At 46.8% G+C, this 21,190-nt stretch carries 21 protein-coding genes; 15 read left to right on the top strand and 6 right to left on the bottom strand.

What is annotated here, in order from left to right; genetic code table 11:
- Positions 1-426 precede the first annotated feature (426 nt).
- Both M2277_RS28235 and M2277_RS28230 read left to right on the top strand, forming a co-directional pair.
- A complete protein-coding gene (locus M2277_RS28235) occupies positions 427-1,068 on the top strand; it encodes a helix-turn-helix transcriptional regulator (RefSeq protein ID WP_063479453.1) in 642 nt (213 codons plus the stop codon).
- 588 nt (positions 1,069-1,656) lie between these two features.
- Positions 1,657-2,649 carry a phage baseplate protein gene (locus tag M2277_RS28230; RefSeq protein ID WP_280756194.1) on the top strand — a complete coding sequence of 331 codons (993 nt, stop codon included), beginning with the start codon at positions 1,657-1,659 and terminating at the stop codon, positions 2,647-2,649.
- A gap of 129 nt (positions 2,650-2,778) precedes the next feature.
- Here M2277_RS28230 and M2277_RS28225 read toward each other — a convergent pair whose 3' ends face one another.
- A complete protein-coding gene (locus tag M2277_RS28225; RefSeq protein WP_156515063.1) occupies positions 2,779-2,982 on the bottom strand; it encodes a hypothetical protein in 204 nt (67 codons plus the stop codon).
- Between the two features lie 181 nt (positions 2,983-3,163).
- On the opposite strand from M2277_RS28225, the gene M2277_RS28220 reads away from it, so the two are divergent.
- Complete coding sequence (locus M2277_RS28220; RefSeq protein WP_036639431.1) at positions 3,164-4,417, top strand: MFS transporter; 1,254 nt, start codon at positions 3,164-3,166, stop codon at positions 4,415-4,417.
- A 171-nt stretch (positions 4,418-4,588) separates the two neighbouring features.
- On the opposite strand, the gene M2277_RS28215 is transcribed toward M2277_RS28220, so the two are convergent.
- Positions 4,589-5,515 (bottom strand): AraC family transcriptional regulator, encoded by a 927-nt coding sequence (locus tag M2277_RS28215; RefSeq protein WP_063479455.1) that lies wholly within the window; start codon positions 5,513-5,515, stop codon positions 4,589-4,591.
- Between the two features lie 183 nt (positions 5,516-5,698).
- Between M2277_RS28215 and M2277_RS28210 the strand changes: the two genes are divergently transcribed.
- Positions 5,699-6,682: an aldo/keto reductase gene (locus tag M2277_RS28210; RefSeq protein WP_148248799.1), complete on the top strand. Its 984-nt coding sequence runs from the start codon at positions 5,699-5,701 to the stop codon at positions 6,680-6,682.
- A 51-nt stretch (positions 6,683-6,733) separates the two neighbouring features.
- Here the strand turns inward: M2277_RS28210 and M2277_RS28205 are convergent, their stop codons facing one another.
- A complete protein-coding gene (locus M2277_RS28205) occupies positions 6,734-6,952 on the bottom strand; it encodes a TetR-like C-terminal domain-containing protein (protein ID WP_481857796.1) in 219 nt (72 codons plus the stop codon).
- Positions 6,953-7,124: 172 nt separating this feature from the next.
- Between M2277_RS28205 and M2277_RS28200 the strand changes: the two genes are divergently transcribed.
- The 5 genes from M2277_RS28200 (at position 7,125) to M2277_RS28180 (ending at position 12,744) form a co-directional block, all read left to right on the top strand.
- On the top strand, positions 7,125-8,096 hold the full coding sequence (locus M2277_RS28200; RefSeq protein ID WP_280756193.1) for an alpha/beta hydrolase: 972 nt from the start codon (positions 7,125-7,127) through the stop codon (positions 8,094-8,096).
- A gap of 54 nt (positions 8,097-8,150) precedes the next feature.
- Complete coding sequence (locus M2277_RS28195) at positions 8,151-9,131, top strand: aldo/keto reductase (protein ID WP_006210139.1); 981 nt, start codon at positions 8,151-8,153, stop codon at positions 9,129-9,131.
- Positions 9,132-9,382: 251 nt separating this feature from the next.
- The gene (gene yfmT / locus M2277_RS28190; RefSeq protein ID WP_280756192.1) at positions 9,383-10,837 is read left to right on the top strand and encodes a benzaldehyde dehydrogenase; all 1,455 of its coding nucleotides are present in this window, start codon (positions 9,383-9,385) and stop codon (positions 10,835-10,837) included.
- Positions 10,838-10,855: 18 nt separating this feature from the next.
- Entirely contained in the window at positions 10,856-11,731 is an 876-nt protein-coding gene (locus M2277_RS28185) for a methyl-accepting chemotaxis protein (RefSeq protein ID WP_006210842.1), read from the top strand.
- A 197-nt stretch (positions 11,732-11,928) separates the two neighbouring features.
- A complete protein-coding gene (locus M2277_RS28180) occupies positions 11,929-12,744 on the top strand; it encodes a ZIP family metal transporter (RefSeq protein ID WP_280756191.1) in 816 nt (271 codons plus the stop codon).
- Positions 12,745-12,853: 109 nt separating this feature from the next.
- Here M2277_RS28180 and M2277_RS28175 read toward each other — a convergent pair whose 3' ends face one another.
- Positions 12,854-12,967: a hypothetical protein gene (locus M2277_RS28175; RefSeq protein WP_006210840.1), complete on the bottom strand. Its 114-nt coding sequence runs from the start codon at positions 12,965-12,967 to the stop codon at positions 12,854-12,856.
- Between the two features lie 184 nt (positions 12,968-13,151).
- Between M2277_RS28175 and M2277_RS28170 the strand changes: the two genes are divergently transcribed.
- Positions 13,152-13,805 (top strand): M48 family metallopeptidase, encoded by a 654-nt coding sequence (locus tag M2277_RS28170; RefSeq protein WP_036639418.1) that lies wholly within the window; start codon positions 13,152-13,154, stop codon positions 13,803-13,805.
- 312 nt (positions 13,806-14,117) lie between these two features.
- On the opposite strand, the gene M2277_RS28165 is transcribed toward M2277_RS28170, so the two are convergent.
- The gene (locus tag M2277_RS28165) at positions 14,118-14,771 is read right to left on the bottom strand and encodes a GntR family transcriptional regulator (protein WP_006210838.1); all 654 of its coding nucleotides are present in this window, start codon (positions 14,769-14,771) and stop codon (positions 14,118-14,120) included.
- 225 nt (positions 14,772-14,996) lie between these two features.
- Between M2277_RS28165 and M2277_RS28160 the strand changes: the two genes are divergently transcribed.
- Genes M2277_RS28160 through M2277_RS28140 form a run of 5 tightly spaced genes read left to right on the top strand, consistent with a single transcriptional unit; the run spans position 14,997 to position 19,389 of the window.
- Positions 14,997-15,920, top strand: coding sequence for a phosphate/phosphite/phosphonate ABC transporter substrate-binding protein (locus tag M2277_RS28160; protein ID WP_280756190.1), 924 nt, complete (start codon positions 14,997-14,999; stop codon positions 15,918-15,920).
- Between the two features lie 24 nt (positions 15,921-15,944).
- The gene (gene phnC / locus M2277_RS28155) at positions 15,945-16,712 is read left to right on the top strand and encodes a phosphonate ABC transporter ATP-binding protein (protein WP_148247393.1); all 768 of its coding nucleotides are present in this window, start codon (positions 15,945-15,947) and stop codon (positions 16,710-16,712) included.
- Position 16,713: 1 nt separating this feature from the next.
- The gene (gene phnE, locus M2277_RS28150; protein ID WP_006210835.1) at positions 16,714-17,505 is read left to right on the top strand and encodes a phosphonate ABC transporter, permease protein PhnE; all 792 of its coding nucleotides are present in this window, start codon (positions 16,714-16,716) and stop codon (positions 17,503-17,505) included.
- Positions 17,502-18,341, top strand: a complete 840-nt coding sequence (gene phnE / locus M2277_RS28145; protein ID WP_280756189.1) for a phosphonate ABC transporter, permease protein PhnE — start codon at positions 17,502-17,504, stop codon at positions 18,339-18,341. Before phnE (M2277_RS28150) ends, phnE (M2277_RS28145) begins: the two co-directional genes overlap by 4 nt.
- Positions 18,342-18,381: 40 nt before the next feature.
- Positions 18,382-19,389 carry a tyrosine-protein phosphatase gene (locus M2277_RS28140; RefSeq protein ID WP_280756188.1) on the top strand — a complete coding sequence of 336 codons (1,008 nt, stop codon included), beginning with the start codon at positions 18,382-18,384 and terminating at the stop codon, positions 19,387-19,389.
- Between the two features lie 188 nt (positions 19,390-19,577).
- Here M2277_RS28140 and M2277_RS28135 read toward each other — a convergent pair whose 3' ends face one another.
- A complete protein-coding gene (locus M2277_RS28135; RefSeq protein ID WP_148248797.1) occupies positions 19,578-20,927 on the bottom strand; it encodes a glycoside hydrolase family 64 protein in 1,350 nt (449 codons plus the stop codon).
- Positions 20,928-21,190 lie beyond the last annotated feature (263 nt).

Raw genomic sequence — 21,190 nt, 5'->3', positions numbered from 1 at the left:
CTTTTACTTACATATTAAACCTAATGACAGGGAAGTCAAAAGGAAACAACGGCACACGGATGGAACAAGGCACGATGATCAAGAAAACATCGGATAAAATGCTGCCTTCAATCAACACACGCATAAAATCCAATTGGATTCACCTCATTTCAACATTTTCACACCCAGTATAATCCACACATGTTTACTTAACGACAAATTGTTTCTACATACAAACAAAATTGAGTGTATACAAATATGTTTTAAGCGTATAAACTGTACTTGTGTTTACTTCATTGCTTCTGGAGGAGGGCATTACGAAAATAGAGCTTGTACTGGACTTCTCATGAGTCCTCCCTCCGTGAAGGAAATCCGGACGGATGCTGCGAAAGAGCTGCCAAGTTTTTGCCTGCATCGATGTTCTTGTTCAGAAAGGAAGGTAATTAAATGAACACACTTACAGCTCCTTTGCGGGAATCATCGACGAAACGAGAAATATTGTTGTTGCTCAAAAAATTAGGATCAACCACCATTCAAGAAATGTCAGAACATCTAGGAGTGACAGGAATGGCTGTTCGTAAACATGTAAATGCATTGAAAAAGGATAACTATATCCAAAGCTCGACGATTCGTCAGCATATCGGTAGACCAACTTATATATATAGTCTGACTGATTTAGCGGAACAGTTATTTCCTACTCAATATGATGTCCTGTCTTTAGAGCTGATGGAAGAGATTAACCATATGTTCGGTGAATTATTCGTTGACGAACTATTTAAGCGAAGAAGGAAAAGGCTTGAACAAAAATACCAATTAGCCATGACTGGACAAAATTTCGAGGAAAAAATAGTAACACTCGCCAAAATCCAGGATAATGCAGGATACATGACCTCGCTAGTGAAGATTCACGATGACAAGTATTCCTTAGAGGAAGGAAACTGTCCCATTTTTCAAGTGGCTAGCCGTTACCGGCAAGCGTGTCAATGCGAGCTGGCTATGTTTGAATCTTTACTGGACAGTCGCGTCGAACGTAAGGAGTGTATAGCAGATGGGGGAACAAAATGCAGTTTTACATTCGAGAATATCTGATGTCGGGGATAAGTTTAAGAACGTTCAGTTTCAGTTTATCGGTTTCCCAGCCAATAGCGACTGCCAGTTCTGCCGCTCGAACACCTGGATTCTTTTCGATGATACGTAAAAAATCACCCGTCCACACACCAGCAGGGCTGGCCTGATCCAATCGCTCAAGACGCTTGTGAAGCGAGGTCAATTGTTCCTCGTCCAGCTCATCGTTTTCCCTTAATGCTTTCCGGGGATCATCCCCGACCCGAATAAACTTAATTCGGTAGACCGTGCCCTCGTTGCTGTACGAGTTTTAGCTCTCTCCGTAGCTGCCCTAAAGAGTCATTCCCTGCATGAGTGGCATCTGTTCAGTGATCTCCGGTTCGGGAGCGATCGTTGGATATTCTTTTTACTGGAACGAGAGATGGTGGCGACATGTGATGACATTATCATCATCATGGCATTGGAAATCCAATCCATTTTTTGGTATGGTATTTAGTGTATGATGGTTTGCCAATCATTTTTTTGAAATACAAGATAAAGGAGGTTATACACACACGGAGTTCGATATTAGTCCCATGAATTATCATTTCGAATTCGAATGGAGGTATTGTTATGTTTCAAGCTCAAGCACTGCGTCTTATGAGAAGGCCAATGAAATGGATGGTTTCCGCCATGCTCGCCGTTCTGGTTTTTACCGTGTCCGTTATGCCCGTATTTGCGGCAAGTCCTGAGAAAACCGTAAATGCTTCCGCCACACTTGCTTACAATCTCAAGGGACTTAACCACAACGTGGCCGTTCAGAAAGCCTATATCGCAGACAAGTATCTTTACGTCACCCAACGCTCGGGGGGAACATGCTATCTGTCAAGACTGCTTATGAGCGGGAATGATGCCACATATGTTGATGAAATGACCATCACCAATTCAGGCCATTGCCAAACGCTTGACATGTATACCTATAATGGAGAAAACTACTTTTATTTTAGCTCAAAAGCAGATCCTTCCACCACGTATTACTGGTCTCTTCAGGTAGCCAGGCTTCAATATTCGGCCGGAACGACAGTGGATTATACGGACCTGCATCGGTTCACATATATGAATTATGCCAATACAACAGGTGCAAGATTAGGTGAGACTTATCGCGTGGATGGCGGGGGCAACAGCACCCACACGGTTTTCCGCGTACAAACATCAGAAGGAACCGTAACGTGGTCCATTTATGACACGGTAGCATTAAACAAGCTGCTAGACAGTAATGAGCAGGTGAGAATGGACAGTGCAGCAGCTGTCAACGCCGCGGTCAGCAGCTTTACGCAGTCGGGGAGTAATATCATCAGACCTAACGGTTCTTTCCAAGGTGCTGATATGCTGGGAAAAACAGAAATCTATACCTCAGGCGGCGCGGATGGCGACACTCCGCAGATCGCATTCATATCCAGCACAGGAGCTTACAAAACCCTTGTGAATATTACCAATGTGGGAAAGCGCGAGATCGAGGGAGTACAGACTAAAAATGGAAACGTATATTTCACCATAGTTACAGATCCGGTAAACAAAAAAGATACGCAGAAAGTTTACTACGTCCCTGATAGCGTATTTAAATAATCGCCAAAATGAATTAGCCTTTGCAAAATATGAAAGCCGCAGATTTGCGGCTTTTTTATTTCAGGTCTTTTTTACAGCTATCCCAAATCCCCTCTAAAATGTACTGAACAGCGTAGTTAGCATTCGCCGTCATTTCCATCGCCAGATTAACATTCGGCGGCGCAGCAACGCTGCTGCAAACAGCGCTTGCAGAGCAGCAGGTGATAGCAAAGTGGATATGGTCATTCCAATGCGCACAACGGTATGGAATTTGGCTAACGCTGGCGGGGGAGTAACAGGAGGCGTTTTACTTGAAGTCTTTGGTGCCAGCTCTTTTCCGTGGGGATTGTTCACGCTCTTAATCCTCGCACTCCTCGTGGCCTGGTGAGGGAAACAGCATTCATTCCCTGCGAAATAAGGAGCTTTCGAGTATCGTCATAGGGAAGATCAACATGAGCAATCAAGAAGAAATATGCTCGTCAGGTTTGTGATAGAGTTAGCGTAATCGAGATGAAGGAGGTAGGAGCAGGTAACGATGTCACAATCTGAAGCAGATGAGAAAAAGCATTGGAAAAGGAATATTGTTCTCTTTTTAAGCAGCCAGACCATCTCTCTGTTTGGTTCGGCCTTGGTGCAGTATTCCATCATGTGGTATATTACGCTGACTACACAGTCAGGTATTATGATGACGTTATATATCATTTGCGGATTTATTCCGACTTTTTTACTTTCACCTTTTGCTGGGGTGTGGGCTGACCGTTTTAACCGCAAATGGCTAATTATGATCGCGGATGCCATGATCGCAGTGGTTACGCTTATTCTGGCCATCGTTTTTTTGCTGGGCTATGAAGCGTTATGGCTGCTGTTTGTCATAGCTGCTGTACGCGCACTTGGGGCAGGCATTCAGACACCTGCGGTCGGGGCGATTTTACCGCAAATCGTGCCGCAAGATCAGCTAACAAGAGTAAACGGCATCAATGGCACCTTGCAGGCGCTCATTATGTTCGTTGCGCCTATCGCCAGCGCGGCATTACTCACCATGGCGACAATCGAAATAATTTTTTTCATAGACGTCATCACAGCGGCAATCGCGATCCTGACGTTACTGTTCTTTCTCAAAATTCCGCTCCACCAAAAGGCAGCCAGTGCCCAAACGACAGGTTACCTTGATGATTTCAAGAAGGGTTTGGACTATATTGGCCAGCATGCCTTTTTAAAAACATTTTTTATCTTTTTCGCCTTTTTCTTCGTGCTCATGGCCCCTGCGGCCTTTTTGACACCGCTGCAAGTGACGCGTACCTTCGGTGACGACGTATGGCGCTTGACTGCCATCGAGATCGCGTTCTCCATCGGCATGATGGTTGGCGGGGGCATTATCGCTTCATGGGGCGGTTTCAAAAATAAAGTGTACACCATGACGCTCGCCAGCATCATCATGGGCGTGTGCACCTTCGCGCTCGGCATTGTGCCGATCTTCTGGATTTACTTGGCCGTTATGGGTGTGTTTGGAGTGGCAATGCCTATTTTCAACACGCCTACGACTGTTTTGCTTCAGGAGAGAGTGGACGACAATTATTTAGGGCGCATATTCGGGGTCTTCGGCATGATCTCGACTTCCATGATGCCCCTCGGGATGTTGGTCTTCGGACCGCTTGCCGATGTCATTGAGATTGAATGGCTGCTCATGGGAACGGGGCTGTTCATGCTTGTACTTGCGTTATTTTTCATTCGCAACAAGCGATTAGTTGAAGCTGGCATGCCGCTGGTGAAGGAAGCCACGCAGGAGTGATCATCCGACACCTTCTAGTCCCATACGATTCTGATCTTTCTGTTGTAGTCCGAAGCATATCCCACTAATGAAGTGCCCTTGGAGTCTACACTCCGGGGGTGCTTTTTTTGCGATAATAGCATAGCCGTGCCGTTTACGTCGTTCGCCAAGCTATTATGCCGGATCCGTTCCTTAAAAGGTGTTGGCATCTCGCAAAACATCATACTTTTCCTTCAATTGCTTGATATCTGTTCTAGGCGGGCAACCGAATAGACGCGCATATTCCCGACTGAATTGGGATGGACTCTCATAACCAACCCGGAAGGCAACATCGGCGGCATCGGCTGATTCCGACAATAATAATCTCCTTGCTTCCTGTAATCTGAGCTGCTTTTGAAATTGCAGCGGACTCATGGCGGTTACCTCTTTAAAATGCCTATGGAACGAAGATACACTCATTCTCGCGGTCTCAGCTAAACTTTCGATACGCAGCGGTTGATCACGATGCCGGATAATTTGCTCAATAGTCTCTCTTATTCGATAAGTGCTGCTGCCTTCCATAGCGATTTGAGCCAATGCAACACCGTAAGGCCCTTGCAAGAGTCTAAACAAGATTTCTTTAATATAAAGCGGCGCAAGGAATGATATTTCTGCAGGATGATCCAGCAAGCGTGCCAACCTAACCATGGCTTCCAGAAGTGATGCCTCCATCTGACCAACAAACAAAGCTCTTCTCGCGTTTTCCTTAGTCAGGATCGGAAGTTCGTATTCGTTGAGTACCTCAAGGATTTGATTCTGCGTAAACTCCAGCTTCAGGCTCAAAAAAGGAACTTCGTTCGAAGCATGTATGACCTGACCCACCACCGGCACATTCATGGAGGAAATCAGATAATCAGCGGGTCCGTACACATATCGTTCCTGCGCCAACAATACCTCTTTTGAACCTTGTGCAATAAAACATAGGGAAGGATTGTAGACCCGATGAACCGGCTCCGTAACTTGCAAGTGACGAATGAAGAATAATGATGGAATATCCGTCTTGTGAACCCCGCTTTGATTCGCATGTCGCTCCAATAGTTGTACCAGCACATTCCGGTGTTTGCGTATTTCCTCGGACATAAGCTCCTCCTTGTTATTTCACTTCTTTCAGTATAAGGCATGTTTCTCTACAGCGATAATGTAATGAGAGGATTAGGCAATCATTTAAGACAAATGAGATATCGATCTCCTTATAATCTATAGCATAATGAAATCATGTTATGTATGTAATCTAAACATGAATCAATGGGAGGGAAGATGATGATGCAAATGCGCGAATTAGGAACAAGCGGATTGAAGGTTACCGCCATTGGGCTTGGCTGCATGGGCATGAGTTATGGCTATGGCCCCGCAGCTGACAAGAAGGAAATGATATCGGTGATTCATGCTGCCATTGATCGAGGCGTTACTTTTTTTGACACAGCCGAAATATACGGTCCTTTCATCAACGAGGAACTGGTAGGAGAAGCGCTTGTGCCGTTCAAGGACAAGGTTGTATTGGCGACTAAATTTGGCATTAGGATGGTGGATGGCAAACAGGTCCAGGATAGTCGACCTCAATGCATCCGGCAATCCGTAGAAGGCTCGCTCAAACGGCTTGGCGTGGAAGCCATTGATCTCTATTATCAACATCGCGTGGATCCCAAGGTACCCATTGAGGAAGTGGCGGGCGTCGTGAAGGATCTTATCCAGGAGGGGAAGGTGAAGCATTGGGGTCTCTCGGAAGCAGGAGTCAAAACCATTCGTCGTGCGCATACCGTCCATCCCCTGACTGCGGTTCAGAGTGAATACTCCTTGTGGTGGAGACGTCCGGAGGAGGAATTATTGCCTGTTCTGGAGGAACTGGGTATAGGTTTTGTTCCATTCAGTCCTTTAGGTAAGGGATACTTAACCGGAAAAGTGAGTGCAGATACTGCCTTCGATGAAAATGATACGCGCCGTATCCTTCCACGATTTACGGCAGAGGCGATTCAAGCCAATCAAGCATTGATTCGAGTACTTCAACAAGTATCTGAACCCAGAAACGTGTCTCTGGCTCAGATAGCACTTGCATGGCTGCTTGCTCGGAAGCCCTGGATCGTTCCAATACCAGGTACACGAAAATTACATCGGTTGGAGGAGAATTTGGGAGCAGCCCAAGTGGAGTTGACGCCCGAAGATCTGCTTGCGATCAACTCGGCTACATCTCGAATCACGCTGACGGGAGACCGTTATCCCGAGGAACTGGAGAGAAGAACGGGTTTGTGATGGAAGAACGGGCTTTCAAGCACTTATGGCTGCTCGTATGCCAATTGGCTTTCATTCCAAAAAAGACCGTTCCACAGAACGAGTGGCTTTATCGATGAACGCTGCTACTTCTTCAGGGCTCTGGGTCATTCCGTTCCGAACCCACTCCTTAATCGCTGCTGCGCTGCCGCTGGATATAAATGAATATAAGGCTTCAGGCGTATGGACATCGATCTGCGGTGCTTGTTCCCTCCAAGTCTCGATACTGCGATCGTGCAAAATATAGATCACACGTTTCAGATAATCTCCATCTTGGTATAGCGGATTCTGCGGTCAACTTTCATGTTTTTGATTTTTTCGTTCGATAAGCGGCAATATTTATCGAACTGGCTGTTGATTATCTTACACAGTGTTACTATATTGTAAACACATTTTCAGATCAATACGTACTTGGAGGGAACTCATGAAAGTAACTTATACCATGATGGATAGGGAATTAAGATGGAGAGGAAAGCTTCTAGGTCTCTTATTGGGCACCTCCAGCGAAGCTAAATTTGTCAAAACGATGTTAAATCGAAAGAAACAAAGCGATAAACGGAAAGGCAGTCACATGGAAGGTTTAAATGTCCGTGAAGAATGGATTACACGTAAAGATGGCTCCAAACTGCGCATTCTAATTTATGAACCCCATCATACGAATGAAGAGGTTCCCGGTATCTTGTGGCTGCATGGAGGGGGGTATGCGATGGGTGTACCCGAAATGTTCGAGAATACGTACAAAAAATTAATGGACACCAGCAGCTGTGTCATCATCGCTCCCGATTATCGTCTATCCATCGAAGCACCCTATCCAGCAGCATTGGAGGATAGCTATGACGCTCTTCTATGGATGAAGAATCATGCCAGGGAGCTGAGCATCCGAAGTAATCAATTGATGGTAGGAGGGGAAAGCGCGGGGGGAGGACTAACGGCTGCCCTTACGCTTTATGCAAGGGATAAAGGAGAAGTGAACATCGCTTTTCAAATGCCGTTGTATCCAATGATTGATGATCGAATGATGACGGAATCGGCCAAGGAGAATAACGCTCCTATATGGAACTCCGATATGAATCAATGGGCTTGGAAGTTATACCTTGGGGACCGCTACGGAAAAGAGGTATCTCCCTATGCCGCGGCTACCAGAGCCACCGATTACACTCATCTTCCGCCTACCGTCACTTATGTCGGTGATCTCGAACCATTCCGGGATGAAACCATTCATTACGTGGAGAAATTAAAGCAAGCAGGCGTTCCGGTTGATTTCGAGTTGTACCAGGGCTGTTATCATGGTTTTGATATCATTAACCCTAAAGCGGCGGTAAGCCAAAAGGCAGTCGCGTTTTTCTTGCAGTCGTATCAATATGCGGTGTCGCATTATTTTGCAGAACAAAAATAGAGAAGAAGAGTGAATGGCGTCTATAGTAACTATGGGAAAGCGAGGAGCAATCATATGAATTATGCGAAGCTTGGAAATACAGGCTTGGATGTGTCCCGGCTGTGCCTTGGCTGCATGGGCTTTGGATCGGCAGAGGGCTGGGTTCATCCATGGGTACTTGATGAAGAGAACAGCCGCCCCATTATTAAGAAAGCCTTGGAATTGGGCATCAATTTTTTTGATACGGCAAATGTTTACTCACTTGGACATAGCGAGGAAATCGTGGGGCGTGCTCTGAAGGATTATGCCAATCGCGATGAAATCGTGCTAGCCACGAAGATTAACGGACGCATGCACGAAGGTCCGAACGGCGCCGGACTTTCCCGAAAGGCCATCATGAGTGAGATAGATAAAAGTTTAAAACGACTGGAAACCGATTATGTGGATTTGTACCAGATTCACCGCTGGGATTACAACACGCCCATTGAAGAGACAATGGAAGCCTTGCATGATGTGGTGAAGGCCGGTAAGGCCAGATATATTGGAGCTTCAGCCATGTATGCATGGCAGTTCCAAAAGGCATTGTTTGTTGCCGAGAGTAATGGCTGGACTCGATTTGTATCCATGCAGAACCATCTAAACCTCATCTACCGTGAGGAAGAGAGAGAAATGCTGCCTCTTTGCAAGGAGGAGAAGATCGGCGTGATTCCATATAGTCCGCTTGCCGGTGGGAGATTGACAAGAGATCCGCAGGAATCCACGCTTCGTTCCGAAACCGATCAAATCGCAAAACAGAAATACGATGGGACCGCGGCATCTGATCGCTTGATTGTTGATCAGGTTGCAGCTATAGCGAAAAAACACGGCGTTCCGCGCGTTCAAATCGCACTTGCCTGGCTGCTGCAGAAAGAGCCGGTTACGGCTCCCATTGTTGGCGCTACGAAGCTATCCCATCTTGAGGATGCGGTCGCGGCTCTTAGCATAACATTAACAGCTGAAGAAATTGCATCATTGGAAGAACCGTATGTACCTCATCGGATCGTGGGACATCAGTAATGGGTGAGAGGTGAACAGGGGCGAAACCTATACGTTGGAGACGAGACAAAAATATATATGCTTTATAAGTCGCCATATTGGCGGCTTTTTTGTTTTGTACCATTCACTTGAATGCACGAGAAGAGGTTGAAGAACATTCTGGGGTGCAGAATTTTGGCAATATGAAAAAATTTACCTTAACAAACAATGGATATTTTGTCGATAAATATATGGGGTAGTAACAACAAATTTATCGACATAGGAGGCAGAATATGGACTATTTACAGTTAGGAAAGCAATTCATAGACGGGGAATGGAGAGATGGTAGTAGCAGTATAACGCTGCCTGATATCAATCCTTATAATGATGAGGTAATCACCGCATTTCAAATCGCCAGTGTTGCAGACATTGATGCTGCTTATCAAGCGGCCTGTAAAGCTCAGCTGGAATGGGACAAGGTTAATCCTTACAATAAACGCGATATCCTTGAGAATGCCGTTAAATATATTGAAGTGAATGAGGAAGAGATTACGTCCATTATTGTTCAGGAGCTGGGCGGAACGCGGCTGAAGGCCGCATTTGAAATCGGTCTTGTGAAAAATATCATAAAGGAAGCAGCTACATTCCCTCTTAGAATGGAGGGTAAGATTCTGCCTTCTGTAGAGAACGGCAAGGAGAACCGGCTGTACCGTATGCCCGCTGGCGTAGTTGGGGTGATCAGTCCGTTTAACTTCCCTTTCTTCCTGTCCATGAAATCAGTTGCACCGGCGCTGGGTGCTGGCAATGGAGTGGTACTGAAACCGCACGAGGATTCACCTATTACGGGTGGAACTCTGATTGGCAAGATTTTTGAGGAAGCCGGTGTACCGAAGGGCCTGTTGAACGTAGTGGTGACAGATATCAAGGAGATCGGCGATGCGTTTGTTGAGCATCCGATCCCGAGAATCATTTCCTTTACGGGTTCCACTAAGGTTGGGAGCTATATTGGACAATTGGCTGTCAAGAATTTCAAAAAACCGCTGCTGGAGCTTGGGGGAAATAGCGCGTTCATTATTATGGAGGATGCGGATATCGACTACGCGGTGCAAGCGGCGACATTCAGCAGATTCACGCACCAAGGTCAGATTTGCATGTCGGCCAACCGAATTCTGGTACAGAAGACGATCTATCAGGAATTTATCGATAAATTCGGAGCGAAGGTCTCTACGCTTACAACAGGTGACCCGAGTGATCCTCAGACCATCCTTGGACCCGTCATCAACAACCGTCAGGCAGAGACACTGCAGGAGCTGATTGCACAGGGCATTGAGCAAGGGGCGGTTCCGCTGTTGAAAGGTCAGATTACGGGCAGAATGGTGGAGCCTACCATCCTTATAGACGTCAAACCGGATATGGTGGTAGCGCAAGAGGAGCTGTTTGGCCCGGTTGTGTGTATCATTCCGTTCGAAACAGAAGCAGAAGCTATTGAAATTGCCAACCATTCACGTTTTGGGCTTAGCGGGGCTATTCATACCTCCAATCTGGAGCGTGGGGTAGAGATGGCGAAGAAAATCCACACCGGTATGATCCATGTGAATGATGTCACGATTAACGACGAGCCGATTGTTGCTTTTGGGGGAGAGAAACAGTCCGGGCTGGGCCGCTTGAATGGGGCATGGAGCTTGGATGAATTCACCACGATGAAGTGGATATCGGTTCATTACGGACAAAGGAAATTCCCGTACTAAGGGCTGGGGGGAGATAGGATGGTAAATGTGACTGAAGTTCAAACACAGCATGAGCTGATCCGAGCTTTTGTAAGGATAGCTCCACTGCTGAATAATCTTACGAATGATGACATCACCATTGGCATATATGATACGGAGAAACTGATCATCAACTATCCGGGCAAAACGTTCTCATTGAATGTGAGCCCAGGCGACCCTTTAATGGAAGGGGATATCGTCACCAACGCGATCAGGAATAATACGGCTCTATCCGCGGTCGTTCCGAAAGAGCTGTTTGGTTTCCCGCTTGCTGCACGCGCGATCCCGCTGCATGACGAGCAGGGCCGCGTTATTGGCGGCGTAGGCATGGGGACCAGCCTCGAGAAAGCGAATAAGCTTTTTGAGATGGCCGAAAGCTTCTCTGCTATTGTCGAACAGACAACGGCGTCCATTGAAGATATAAGCCAATCGGTTTCTCACCTCACCGAGCGTGTAACCAACGTAACGACTCAAATGAAGGACGTCAGCTCAAGTGCTCAGCAGATCGGTAAGATTTCCACCGTGGTTAAGGAGATTTCGGAGCAGAGTAACATGCTGGGGCTGAATGCTTCCATCGAAGCAGCAAGAGCAGGTGAAGCGGGAAGAGGTTTCTCCGTCGTTGCCGATGAGATCCGGAAGCTGGCGACCATCTCCAAAGAGAATGTGGATCGGATTAATGGAATTACGAAGAATATTCAGGAACTGCTGCTGGGATTAAATCATGCTTTTTCTGATATTCACACGTTAACTGACAGCCAGTCAGGGGCGATTCGAGAATTCTCGGTAACGATCCAGGAAATTAGCAATAAAGCCGAGGAATTAGCCCAGGTGGCAGAAGAAACTCTTTTCTCAAAAGAAAGCAAGCCCATTGTTTAGTATCGAAGAAGCCGCGATCATCGCGGCTTTTTTTGTTGGAAACCGACGCGGGTGAGATACAGTCACGTTAATATGGTTAATAAGTTCATAGAAGATCAGTCAGCCCGATGATAGGATATAAATACATGTAGGGCTCTTATTTAGGGGATACTATTTGTCGATTCATTTTAATATTTTGAAGAAGGAGCTCTTGCACAGTGGTAGACTTCCTAATGAAATTCAATCCGATTACGCAAGCATTCATTGCGACTTTGTTTACATGGGGAATGACTGCATTAGGGGCAGCCCTTGTGTTTATGACAAAAACACTAAACCAGCGACTATTGGACAGCATGTTAGGTTTCGCCGGTGGTGTCATGATTGCCGCTAGTTATTGGTCTTTATTAGCGCCAGCTATAACCATGTCGGAAGGAAATCCCATAGGGAACTGGTTTCCGGCAGCCTTTGGATTCTTATTAGGCGGGGTATTTCTGTGGGGAATTGATAAAATACTACCTCACCTTCATCCCAATTCTTCGATTGCTGGTGCGGAAGGATATCTTCCAAAACGAAGAAAAAGAAGTACATTGCTGGTGCTCGCCATTACGCTTCATAATATTCCGGAAGGCTTGGCAGTAGGGATAGCCTTTGGTGCGCTCGCCAATGGGGGAACCGAGGCTTCCCTGGCTGGTGCTATGACGCTGGCCCTCGGCATTGGCATACAAAACTTCCCGGAAGGCGTGGCGGTTTCCATGCCTCTAAGAGGAGAAGGGATGTCTCGAAGAAAGAGCTTTTTCTATGGACAGTTTTCGGGTATGGTCGAGCCCATCGCTGCCGTAATCGGTGCAGTGGCTGTCTCATTTATTGAACCTTTATTACCTTACGCATTAAGCTTTGCAGCTGGAGCTATGATCTTTGTAGTAGCCGAAGAGGTTATACCCAGTTCGCAAGAAAAAGGCAATAAGGATCTAGCGTCAATGAGTTTAATGTTCGGCTTCACATTGATGATGATTCTTGATGTTGCATTAGGATAAATGACAGGAACATGTATGTATAGAGAATTCAATTTTCTTAGAGAAGAAGGCCATGAAGGATGATTCCTTTCATGGCCTTTTACTGAGCTAGGCTGATGATTGGTTCTTATTAGATAAAAGCACTTGTGATGATAACCAGCAAGATGAACAATACCAAGATTGCTCCTACACCGTTACCATATCCACCATATCCACCATATCCACCTTCTACTACTTCTCCCATGGCTCATTCCCTCCTCCTTGTAAAGCATATGATATTCTATGATGATCTGATGGAAAGGACAGGGTGTTCCGGCAATGAAGTTTTGAAGTGGGTAGATTCAGAGCTAGAGAGCGATAATGAAGCAGCTTAATTCAGCTCGATTCTGTTACAATAGATATACTATCTTATAGAAATGATGTTGATCATGAAAATTGAACTGGGACACCAACAAATCGAAATTCATGTGGAATACGGTCCACGGAAAAAACTCTCGATCCATATCCATCCCTCAGGGCTGGTTACGGTGAAGGCACCGAATTATACAAGTGATGATGTGGTGATACATACCGTAAGGCAGTATGAGAACAAGATATTGAAGCAATTGCAAGCCATCGAAGCAGCACGTACCTCACCGAAGGTCAGGGAATACGAAGAGGAAGGCAAGTTCCTTCATCTCGGTCAATATTGTTCGCTTCATGAGTTAATCGAGACGAAGGGGCGTACGGAAGAAGAGCTTCAGAACGATTTGAAGAAGTTCTATTTCGCAAGCTGCAAGAAGGTAGTCGGTGAACGCATCAAAATCTATCAGAAGCTGCTGAAAGTCACGCCCAAATCCTTCATCATCGAGGAGTCCCGAACAAAATGGGGCAGCTGCAGCTCGGCTAAACATCTCACCTTCAACTATCGTCTTGCGATGGCGCCCATCGAGGTCATTGACTACGTGGTCATTCATGAGCTTTGTCATCTCTTGCATATGAACCACGATCGATCCTTTTGGCGGCTTGTCGGAAGTGTAATGAAGGATTACAAGGAAAAGGAAGCATTCCTCGCCAGGTATGGTCACGCCATGACATTGTAACGCTTCAAGAAGCACCGTGGAGATGCTTGTGGACAAAACACCTCTACTCGGGGTGAATCTGTCACCCTGTATGATCTATCCGTCTACATCAATGCCATACGAAGTGGATGGGATTACACGCTTGTGAACAATATAATGGGCATAATAAACGCCGATTTTCTTAAGGATGAATTGAATTTAGATAAGCAGCTGAACAAAAATCAAGATAGAACTTCATGTGGACGATAACTCAAGTTATCACAAGAAGAGAACGCCTGAATCAGGCGTTCTCTTTATATTCTTTTCAAGCCTGTTTTGTTCCAGGACGGTCTTTTAAAACCGCCCTGTAGCCAGCATACGCTCTCTGGATATGCGGCTGAGAGAGAGGACGACCGCCTGCGCTGCTCCATAATCATGGCTTGATAGAGCTTGAAGTGTATCCCGGTTGATTCCGATCGCGCTGTAATGCTTGATATGTGGAGTTTGCTTGAAGCGGACGATCGCATACATGCATAATTTATCCCGAAATGAGTCAAACGTGCTCAGCATTACGCCGTTGCCCAAGGATTCTACAATTTCTCGCATTAATAGGAAATGATGCTTGGTGTATAACGGATAATCATCCATCTGCTCGGCGATTCGCTGTGCCTCAACATGAGCTGCAAGCGACTCCAAGTTTAGGCGAATCTCCCGCTTCGGGTCTTTCATGATTTCGAAACAATAGAAGAGCATGGACTGAATTTGTTCAATTAAATCGAGAAACTCCTTGCTGCTCACTTCCTTGACCAACACGCCGCGATTTTTGAGAGAGGTAACATAGCCTTCCGACTCCAGACGGGCAATCGCATGGCGGACCGGTGTACGGCTCATTTGATACTCCTCGGCTAATTCATTCTCCGATAGCAGGGTGCCCGGCATGAGTTCTCCGAGAACCATCCGCTCACGCAGCAGCAGGTATGCTGTGTCGACAAGCGATATTTTGTTCATATAAGTAGTTCCTTTCTGCCCACGACCAGTGTTTCTTGAGATGGTCTCTTTCGACACTCCACGTTATTTTAACATTTTACCCTATATTAACAGTCTTCTAAGAAGGTGCGCAACCAATTCGGAAATTTAACAAACCTGTTCATCTGCGAAGATATCCTTCTTACATTCAACTTGTATCCTACTTGTGTACCACAGAATATGAGATCTATTTCAGGAGGATATAGGATGCTAAAAAACAAAAGACACACAGGTCGCCAAAGTTTGATTCTAACGCTTGTCATGATGATGGTTATTCTCTCCGGCTGCGGAACTGCCGCAAGTTCCGAATCCGGGAACGAAGGAATTCCGGAAGTCATCCGCGTGGGCATGATGCCAAGTGAAGAGGGGGAGATGAATCGTTCCCAGGAGCAGCTGGCCAAAGACATTACAGATGCAACAGGCATTCCTGCCGAAATATTTGTAGCTGAGGATTACAATATGGTTATTGAAGCGCTTCGTGCAGGTAAAATCGAGATTGGACTCATTGGTCCGTTTGGCTACATCATCGCAACGGAGCGGGCGAACGCCAAGCTGCTTGTCCGTTCTGAAAGTGGACAATCATCCAACACCGTCATTCTCGTTCGTGAAGATTCCCCTTATCAGAGTGTAAAAGATTTGAAAGGCAAAGATTTTCTATTCGTCGATCCGGCATCGACTTCAGGTAACTTGTATCCCCGTGCCACGCTGATGAATGAACTCGGCCTGGCAAACAATGAGCTGGAATCCTTTTTCGGCAGCGTCGCCTTCTCGGGTGGACATGACAAATCGCTCCTTGCTCTGGCAAATAACAATGTCGACGCAATCGGAACGTCCAGTTTGATGCTGCCGATGCTGGCAGAATCGGGTCTTGTTAAAGAAGAAGATTTCCGCGTGATCGCCGAGTCCGAGCCCATCGTTGGCGGTGCTCCGCTGCTGTATCGGCAAGATCTGCCTGAAGAGCTGGTAACCAAGCTTCGAGAGCTTATGCTGGATTATCACACTAAAAATCCTGAGTTTATGGAAAGCGTAGGCGCTTCTTCATTTGTAGAGGGGAGCGACAGTGATTTTGATCCGATTCGTAAAGTAGCTAAAGCGCTTGAAATGTCCCCTGAGGAATTGCTGAGCAAATAGAGATAAACAAGGGAGGATTTAAACATGACACTATTGCAAGTGGAAGGCCTGTCTAAAATATATCCGGATGGAACCAAAGCACTTGACAACCTGAATTTAGAGATTCGTCCGGGAGAGTTCGTTGTTGTTATCGGACCCAGTGGTGCCGGCAAGAGCACATTGCTGCGCAGCTTGAACCGTATGATCGAGCCGACAAACGGGAAGATACGTTTTAAAGGCGAGGAGACAATGGGGATCAAGGGGAAAAAGCTGCGCGAAATGCGCCGCCATATGGGCATGATTTTTCAGGGATATAATCTTGTCACCCGCGTAACGGTAATCAAAAATGTGCTTCATGGCCGCCTCGGTTATATGAGTCCGTTCAAGGGCGCGCTTGGCCTCTACTCCAAATCGGATACGGAAGCTGCCAAGAGCATGCTGCAGCGTGTCGGGTTATATGAGCAAATGTACAAACGCGCCGATGAGCTTAGTGGAGGCCAGCAGCAGCGAGTAGGGATTGCGCGAGCCTTATCCCAGAAGCCGGACTTGATTTTGGCGGATGAACCGATTGCGAGCCTGGATCCGGCTTCCTCCGAGACGATCATGCATTATCTGTACACGATCTGCAAGGAGGAGGGCATCGCCTGCCTGTGCAATCTTCATCAGGTTGAAATCGCCAAGAAGTATGCCACCCGCATCATTGGCATCCACAAAGGTTCCAAAGTGTTTGACGGGTCCCCCGAGGAGCTCACAGATGATATGATCCAGCTCATCTACAACCAGAGCCATGCTAAAGTGAAGGAGACCGCCTGACATGAATGCGGCACAAATGCAATCCGCTCGTAAAATGAAACGGACCCAGACGATACTGTTCCTCATCGTGCTGCTGGCTCTTGTTATCTGGTCTTCAATCGGCGCCGAATTTTCGCTTCCCGCGCTGTTTGCAGGGGTGGGGGAAAGCTTTCGCTTTATCTTTCTCGATTTTCTGCCGCCGGATTTCTCTTCACTGCCGAAGCTCCTCGAGCCTGCGATGCAGACCATATACATGAGCGTCGTGGCGATGGTTATCGGTTCGATTGTAGCTGGACTCCTGTCCTTCTTAGCGGCAGCCACGACAAGTCCGCATCCTTATCTGCAGGTGTTTGTCCGAGCGGCTACGTCGTTGTTCCGGAACATTCCGGTTGTCATCTGGACTATCCTGCTGGTCGCAGCTTTCGGGCTCGGCACTATCGTTGGCACGATGTCGCTCATATTGATCTCGATTGGCATGCTGACCCGATCCTTTGCGGAGGTGCTTGAGGAAATTGACATGGGCCAGGTGGAAGCGGTTCGCGCGGCTGGAGGTAGTTATTTTCAAGTATTGTCTCAAGCGGTCATCCCGCAATTCATGCCTGGATTTATCGGCTGGAGCCTGTACAATTTCGAAATTAATGTGCGCGCTTCGACGATTGTCGGGATGGTTGGCGGGGGAGGCCTCGGTTTTATTCTGCAATCCAATCTGAAATTGTTTCAGTACCAGAAAGCCAGCATGGCTGTACTTCTCGTGCTTGTCATTGTTCTTGTAGTTGAAACGATCACCAATCGTGTAAGGGAGCGGATTATATGAGGGCGCAATGGAATGAGCCAAAACCATCCCTGACGGTGCTTACGTCTATGGCGGAGCCCAAAAAAACCAAAAAGAACCGCCTTCTTGTGGTGGGAATGCCTCTTGTTGCCTTGCTGTTTGTGTTCAGCTTAATTCAGCTGCAATTCGACTATTCCCGGATCGCCGCAGGTTTCATGAAGCTCATGGGCATTGTCCAAGTCATGTTTCCTCCCGACTTTACGGCGTGGCGGCATGTGCTTCTGGCAGCGATAGAATCGTTGCAGGTCGCCATTCTGGGAACCGTGCTGGGTATCCTGATTGCTTTTTTTCTCTCCTTTTTGGCAGCAAGCAATCTGACGCCCCATCCGTTCATTGCGTGGATCATCCAAAGTGCCGCTTCGCTGCTGCGTGCGATACCGACTGTCGTGTGGGCGCTTATTTTTATCGTGTCTGTCGGGCTTGGATCGCTTCCAGGCGTGCTGGCTATTACCGTGTCTGCGGCAGGCATGCTCATTAAAGTATTCGCGCAATCGCTGGAAGAGGTCGACAAAGGCGTGCTGGAAGCGATGCAGGCCACCGGCGCCAGCTGGCTTGCCATCGTCATGCAGGGTATTTTGCCAACGGTAAAGACGGCCTTTATTGCCTGGTGCGTACTGCGGTTCGAGGGGGACCTTGGAGAATCTACGATTCTTGGCGCAGTCGGTGCAGGCGGTATCGGATATGAGCTGACCCATGCGATGAAATCGTATAATTTTGCCGGGGCTTTGTTTGTCGGTCTCGTTATCTTTATCATGGTATTCAGCGTAGAGCTTGTGGCGAATCGATATAAAATGAATCTGAAAGTTCGTAAACACTAACCACTTGTTAAATAAAAATAGGAAATGAGGAGTTCTGATCATGTCTATATCAATATCAAACAACCTAGTAAAGCAGGGCCCCTTAGTTCAAGCCAAATACAGCGTCGGCAACCGGATTACGATGTCCTGGAATACGGCTGCACATGTTGAAGTCGAGGGCATCTACCTTTCAAATCAACTGGAATTTGATGAGTCCCAAAGCGCGCGGCTTGAAGCTCATATCGATCTGGAGGCTGCTTCTGTAACAAGAACACAGTCCCTGGGTCGCAATTACTATCACGTAAAGTTCAACGATGGCTCTGTCTCAACAATATATGACCGTATGATCAATACAGACGGAGTGATCAATTTCCGTGATATGGGCGGATACCTTACAGAGGATGGACGAACCACTCGCTGGGGAGCACTGCTTCGCTCCGCCGATCTGCATGAACTGAGTGAGCAGGATCTGCATATTGCGGGTACACTCGACATTGACTGGATATGCGACTTGCGCAGCGATTTCGAGGTAGCGAAACGTCCGAGCCCCGCAATGGGCAAGGCAATCAATACGAATATCCCCTTTATGGCGGAAGCTAATCCGGAGGATATGGAGAAGATCGGACTTGACCTGAACGCAGGTTACAAAGCCATGATGATGAATACGGAGAAGTGTTCGCTCATTCTTCATGAGCTGTTACAGGAAGGTCGGTACACGTCTTTGTTCCACTGTGCTGCCGGCAAGGACCGTACAGGGGTGGTATGCGCGCTTATTCTTCTCACGCTGGGTGTGCCGCGCGATGTGGTCATCGAGGATTACGAATTGACCAATCTGGCGGTGGATGAACTCATGAAGCGTTTCCTGGCAGACAGCAAGGATTACATGGACCATATGCCTGAGTTAATGGGAAAGACAGGAGAGATCCCGGAAATGATGAAAGCTAACTTTATACAGGCTTCGCTCGAAGCAATTGATGAGAATTACGGATCCTTTGATCGGTATCTTCATGAAGGGCTTGGCGTTACTGAGGAAGAAAGAACGATACTTAAAAACAAGTACTTGGTATAGATGGACGTCTTACTCGTAGAATAATGATCAGCTCAACCGTACCCATACGTTCACGTACATTCCATCCTCATAATCTGCGGATTGTTAAACTATACGGTTGGTTTGTCTTGAATGTTCAAACACCCTCTTTAAACAAGAGGGTGTCTGGATTTTTATTCATACATGTTGGCTATAAAGCGGCAAGCTGGTTACCAGCCAACGCGGATAATGAGTCCTTTTGGATCACCTACCTCTAAATAAGCGGCTTGACCGTTGACATCATCATAGGCAAAACCGTATGCCAAACGGTCGATGCTATGATCATGCCAGAATTTCGCATAAAAATTCGCTGGTGCAGCTTTATAATAGTTGGATACCGTATTCCAGTCGCTCGTTGTGTATACATGACGGTTAATGGCTGCGCAAGTGGCAGCATCTGTAAGCGCACCATCACATCTTAGAATGTCCTGCGTGCTGTAGCTTGAGTATCCGCTAAAATAATTGGCATTGGCTCCGCCTGGAGCAAAGGAGCCATGAATCGGTGCTACAATCCGGTACGGAGCCTGTATCGTTGCAAGTGATTTGAAAGCGGCAGGCACCTCATTCTGATATTTGGTGAATATCCCGGCACGGGTTTCCGATTCAAGCTCGCCAACGGTCTTATCGTAGGAGCCCGATTGGTTTACGAGACGATGTTGAATGGGGAAACCAAAACCATCAACACGGGTCGTATTTCCATGATACCCTGCGTTGTCAATCGTAAATTCGACAAAATCGAAGTAAATGTTCCGGTTCGGATCGGTGGGATTGTTGATATCAGGTCCGGCAAATCCATCGTTGTAAGTCTTAATATAGAGCGGTGTGCCTACGCTTAGAAACATTCGGCCGGATGTAATTTTGGGCAGATTCACCCACGATGCGTCACTCACGGTATGATAGATATTGGCATAATTGATCCCATTTTTAGTCAGATGTCCGGGCGCATCATTCAGAGCCGTAGAAATCGGCACCAAATTTCCGCTTAAATCCAGATAACTCCACTTATTGTTGGCAGGGTTTATGCCGAGAACGCCCCAGTATACTTGGTTGTCGGCGTATGCGCCTCCTGTGCCGTTTAATATTTTCATGGATATGGAGCCGCCTGGTGCAACGGGAATGGTGGACGGATTGATGTCGTAGATGGAACCGGAAGAATTGGATGGTGGAGGAGTATTGCCAGCAGTATATGTGAATGTGCCGGTATCGTAAGCGGGAGTTCCATTGTTGTAAGTGAAGAAATAAGTAATAACGGAGCCACTGTTTATGCCTGAGATGGCCTGCTCATATCGGGATTTGCCGCTATTATTGGCCATTCGATAATTTTGCTGGGGGCCGCCATTAATTTGATAATGAACATCCACCCAGCTCGTATTCACGGTTGATTTAAACCAGACCGTCGCCACAGCCCCGGATAGTTCAACCCCTTGGGTGTAGTCAGCAGCCTCTGCTCTGGAATTAAACAAGGAAAAGGATGTAACCAGCATGAACAAGACTAGCAGGGAAGACAAGCATTTTCTCATCATTGTTCCTCCTAAGTATGAAATTAGATTACAAGATGCATCTGCTGGGCAGGGGGGCTCAGCGACCCATTTTACACATATCACCCTCTTCATCAAAAATAATATATATAAACCAATAAATGCGCTTACAATCAGTATTATAATGACATCTCCGAAGCAATTACAGGAGCGAGATTTCGGATGAGGGATTCAAAATTCGGGTCAAATAGGATTGACAGTTCAAGAGAAAAGCAATTATACTCTGAATAAACTTAATCGTTTAA

Source organism: Paenibacillus sp. LBL (assembly GCF_029893715.1).
Taxonomy (GTDB): Bacteria; Bacillota; Bacilli; order Paenibacillales; family Paenibacillaceae; genus Paenibacillus_AQ; species Paenibacillus_AQ glucanolyticus.
This window is presented reverse-complemented; position numbering and strand designations above follow the sequence as displayed.

Coding starts and splice junctions, on each gene's coding strand:
- M2277_RS28235 (WP_063479453.1), top strand. CDS start 427: ATGAACACACTTACAGCTCCTTTGCGGGAATCATCGACGAAACGAGAA.
- M2277_RS28230 (WP_280756194.1), top strand. CDS start 1,657: ATGTTTCAAGCTCAAGCACTGCGTCTTATGAGAAGGCCAATGAAATGG.
- M2277_RS28220 (WP_036639431.1), top strand. CDS start 3,164: ATGTCACAATCTGAAGCAGATGAGAAAAAGCATTGGAAAAGGAATATT.
- M2277_RS28215 (WP_063479455.1), bottom strand. CDS start 5,515: ATGTCCGAGGAAATACGCAAACACCGGAATGTGCTGGTACAACTATTG.
- M2277_RS28210 (WP_148248799.1), top strand. CDS start 5,699: ATGCAAATGCGCGAATTAGGAACAAGCGGATTGAAGGTTACCGCCATT.
- M2277_RS28200 (WP_280756193.1), top strand. CDS start 7,125: ATGAAAGTAACTTATACCATGATGGATAGGGAATTAAGATGGAGAGGA.
- M2277_RS28195 (WP_006210139.1), top strand. CDS start 8,151: ATGAATTATGCGAAGCTTGGAAATACAGGCTTGGATGTGTCCCGGCTG.
- yfmT (WP_280756192.1), top strand. CDS start 9,383: ATGGACTATTTACAGTTAGGAAAGCAATTCATAGACGGGGAATGGAGA.
- M2277_RS28185 (WP_006210842.1), top strand. CDS start 10,856: ATGGTAAATGTGACTGAAGTTCAAACACAGCATGAGCTGATCCGAGCT.
- M2277_RS28175 (WP_006210840.1), bottom strand. CDS start 12,967: ATGGGAGAAGTAGTAGAAGGTGGATATGGTGGATATGGTGGATATGGT.
- M2277_RS28170 (WP_036639418.1), top strand. CDS start 13,152: ATGAAAATTGAACTGGGACACCAACAAATCGAAATTCATGTGGAATAC.
- M2277_RS28165 (WP_006210838.1), bottom strand. CDS start 14,771: ATGAACAAAATATCGCTTGTCGACACAGCATACCTGCTGCTGCGTGAG.
- M2277_RS28160 (WP_280756190.1), top strand. CDS start 14,997: ATGCTAAAAAACAAAAGACACACAGGTCGCCAAAGTTTGATTCTAACG.
- phnC (WP_148247393.1), top strand. CDS start 15,945: ATGACACTATTGCAAGTGGAAGGCCTGTCTAAAATATATCCGGATGGA.
- phnE (WP_006210835.1), top strand. CDS start 16,714: ATGAATGCGGCACAAATGCAATCCGCTCGTAAAATGAAACGGACCCAG.
- phnE (WP_280756189.1), top strand. CDS start 17,502: ATGAGGGCGCAATGGAATGAGCCAAAACCATCCCTGACGGTGCTTACG.
- M2277_RS28140 (WP_280756188.1), top strand. CDS start 18,382: ATGTCTATATCAATATCAAACAACCTAGTAAAGCAGGGCCCCTTAGTT.
- M2277_RS28135 (WP_148248797.1), bottom strand. CDS start 20,927: ATGAGAAAATGCTTGTCTTCCCTGCTAGTCTTGTTCATGCTGGTTACA.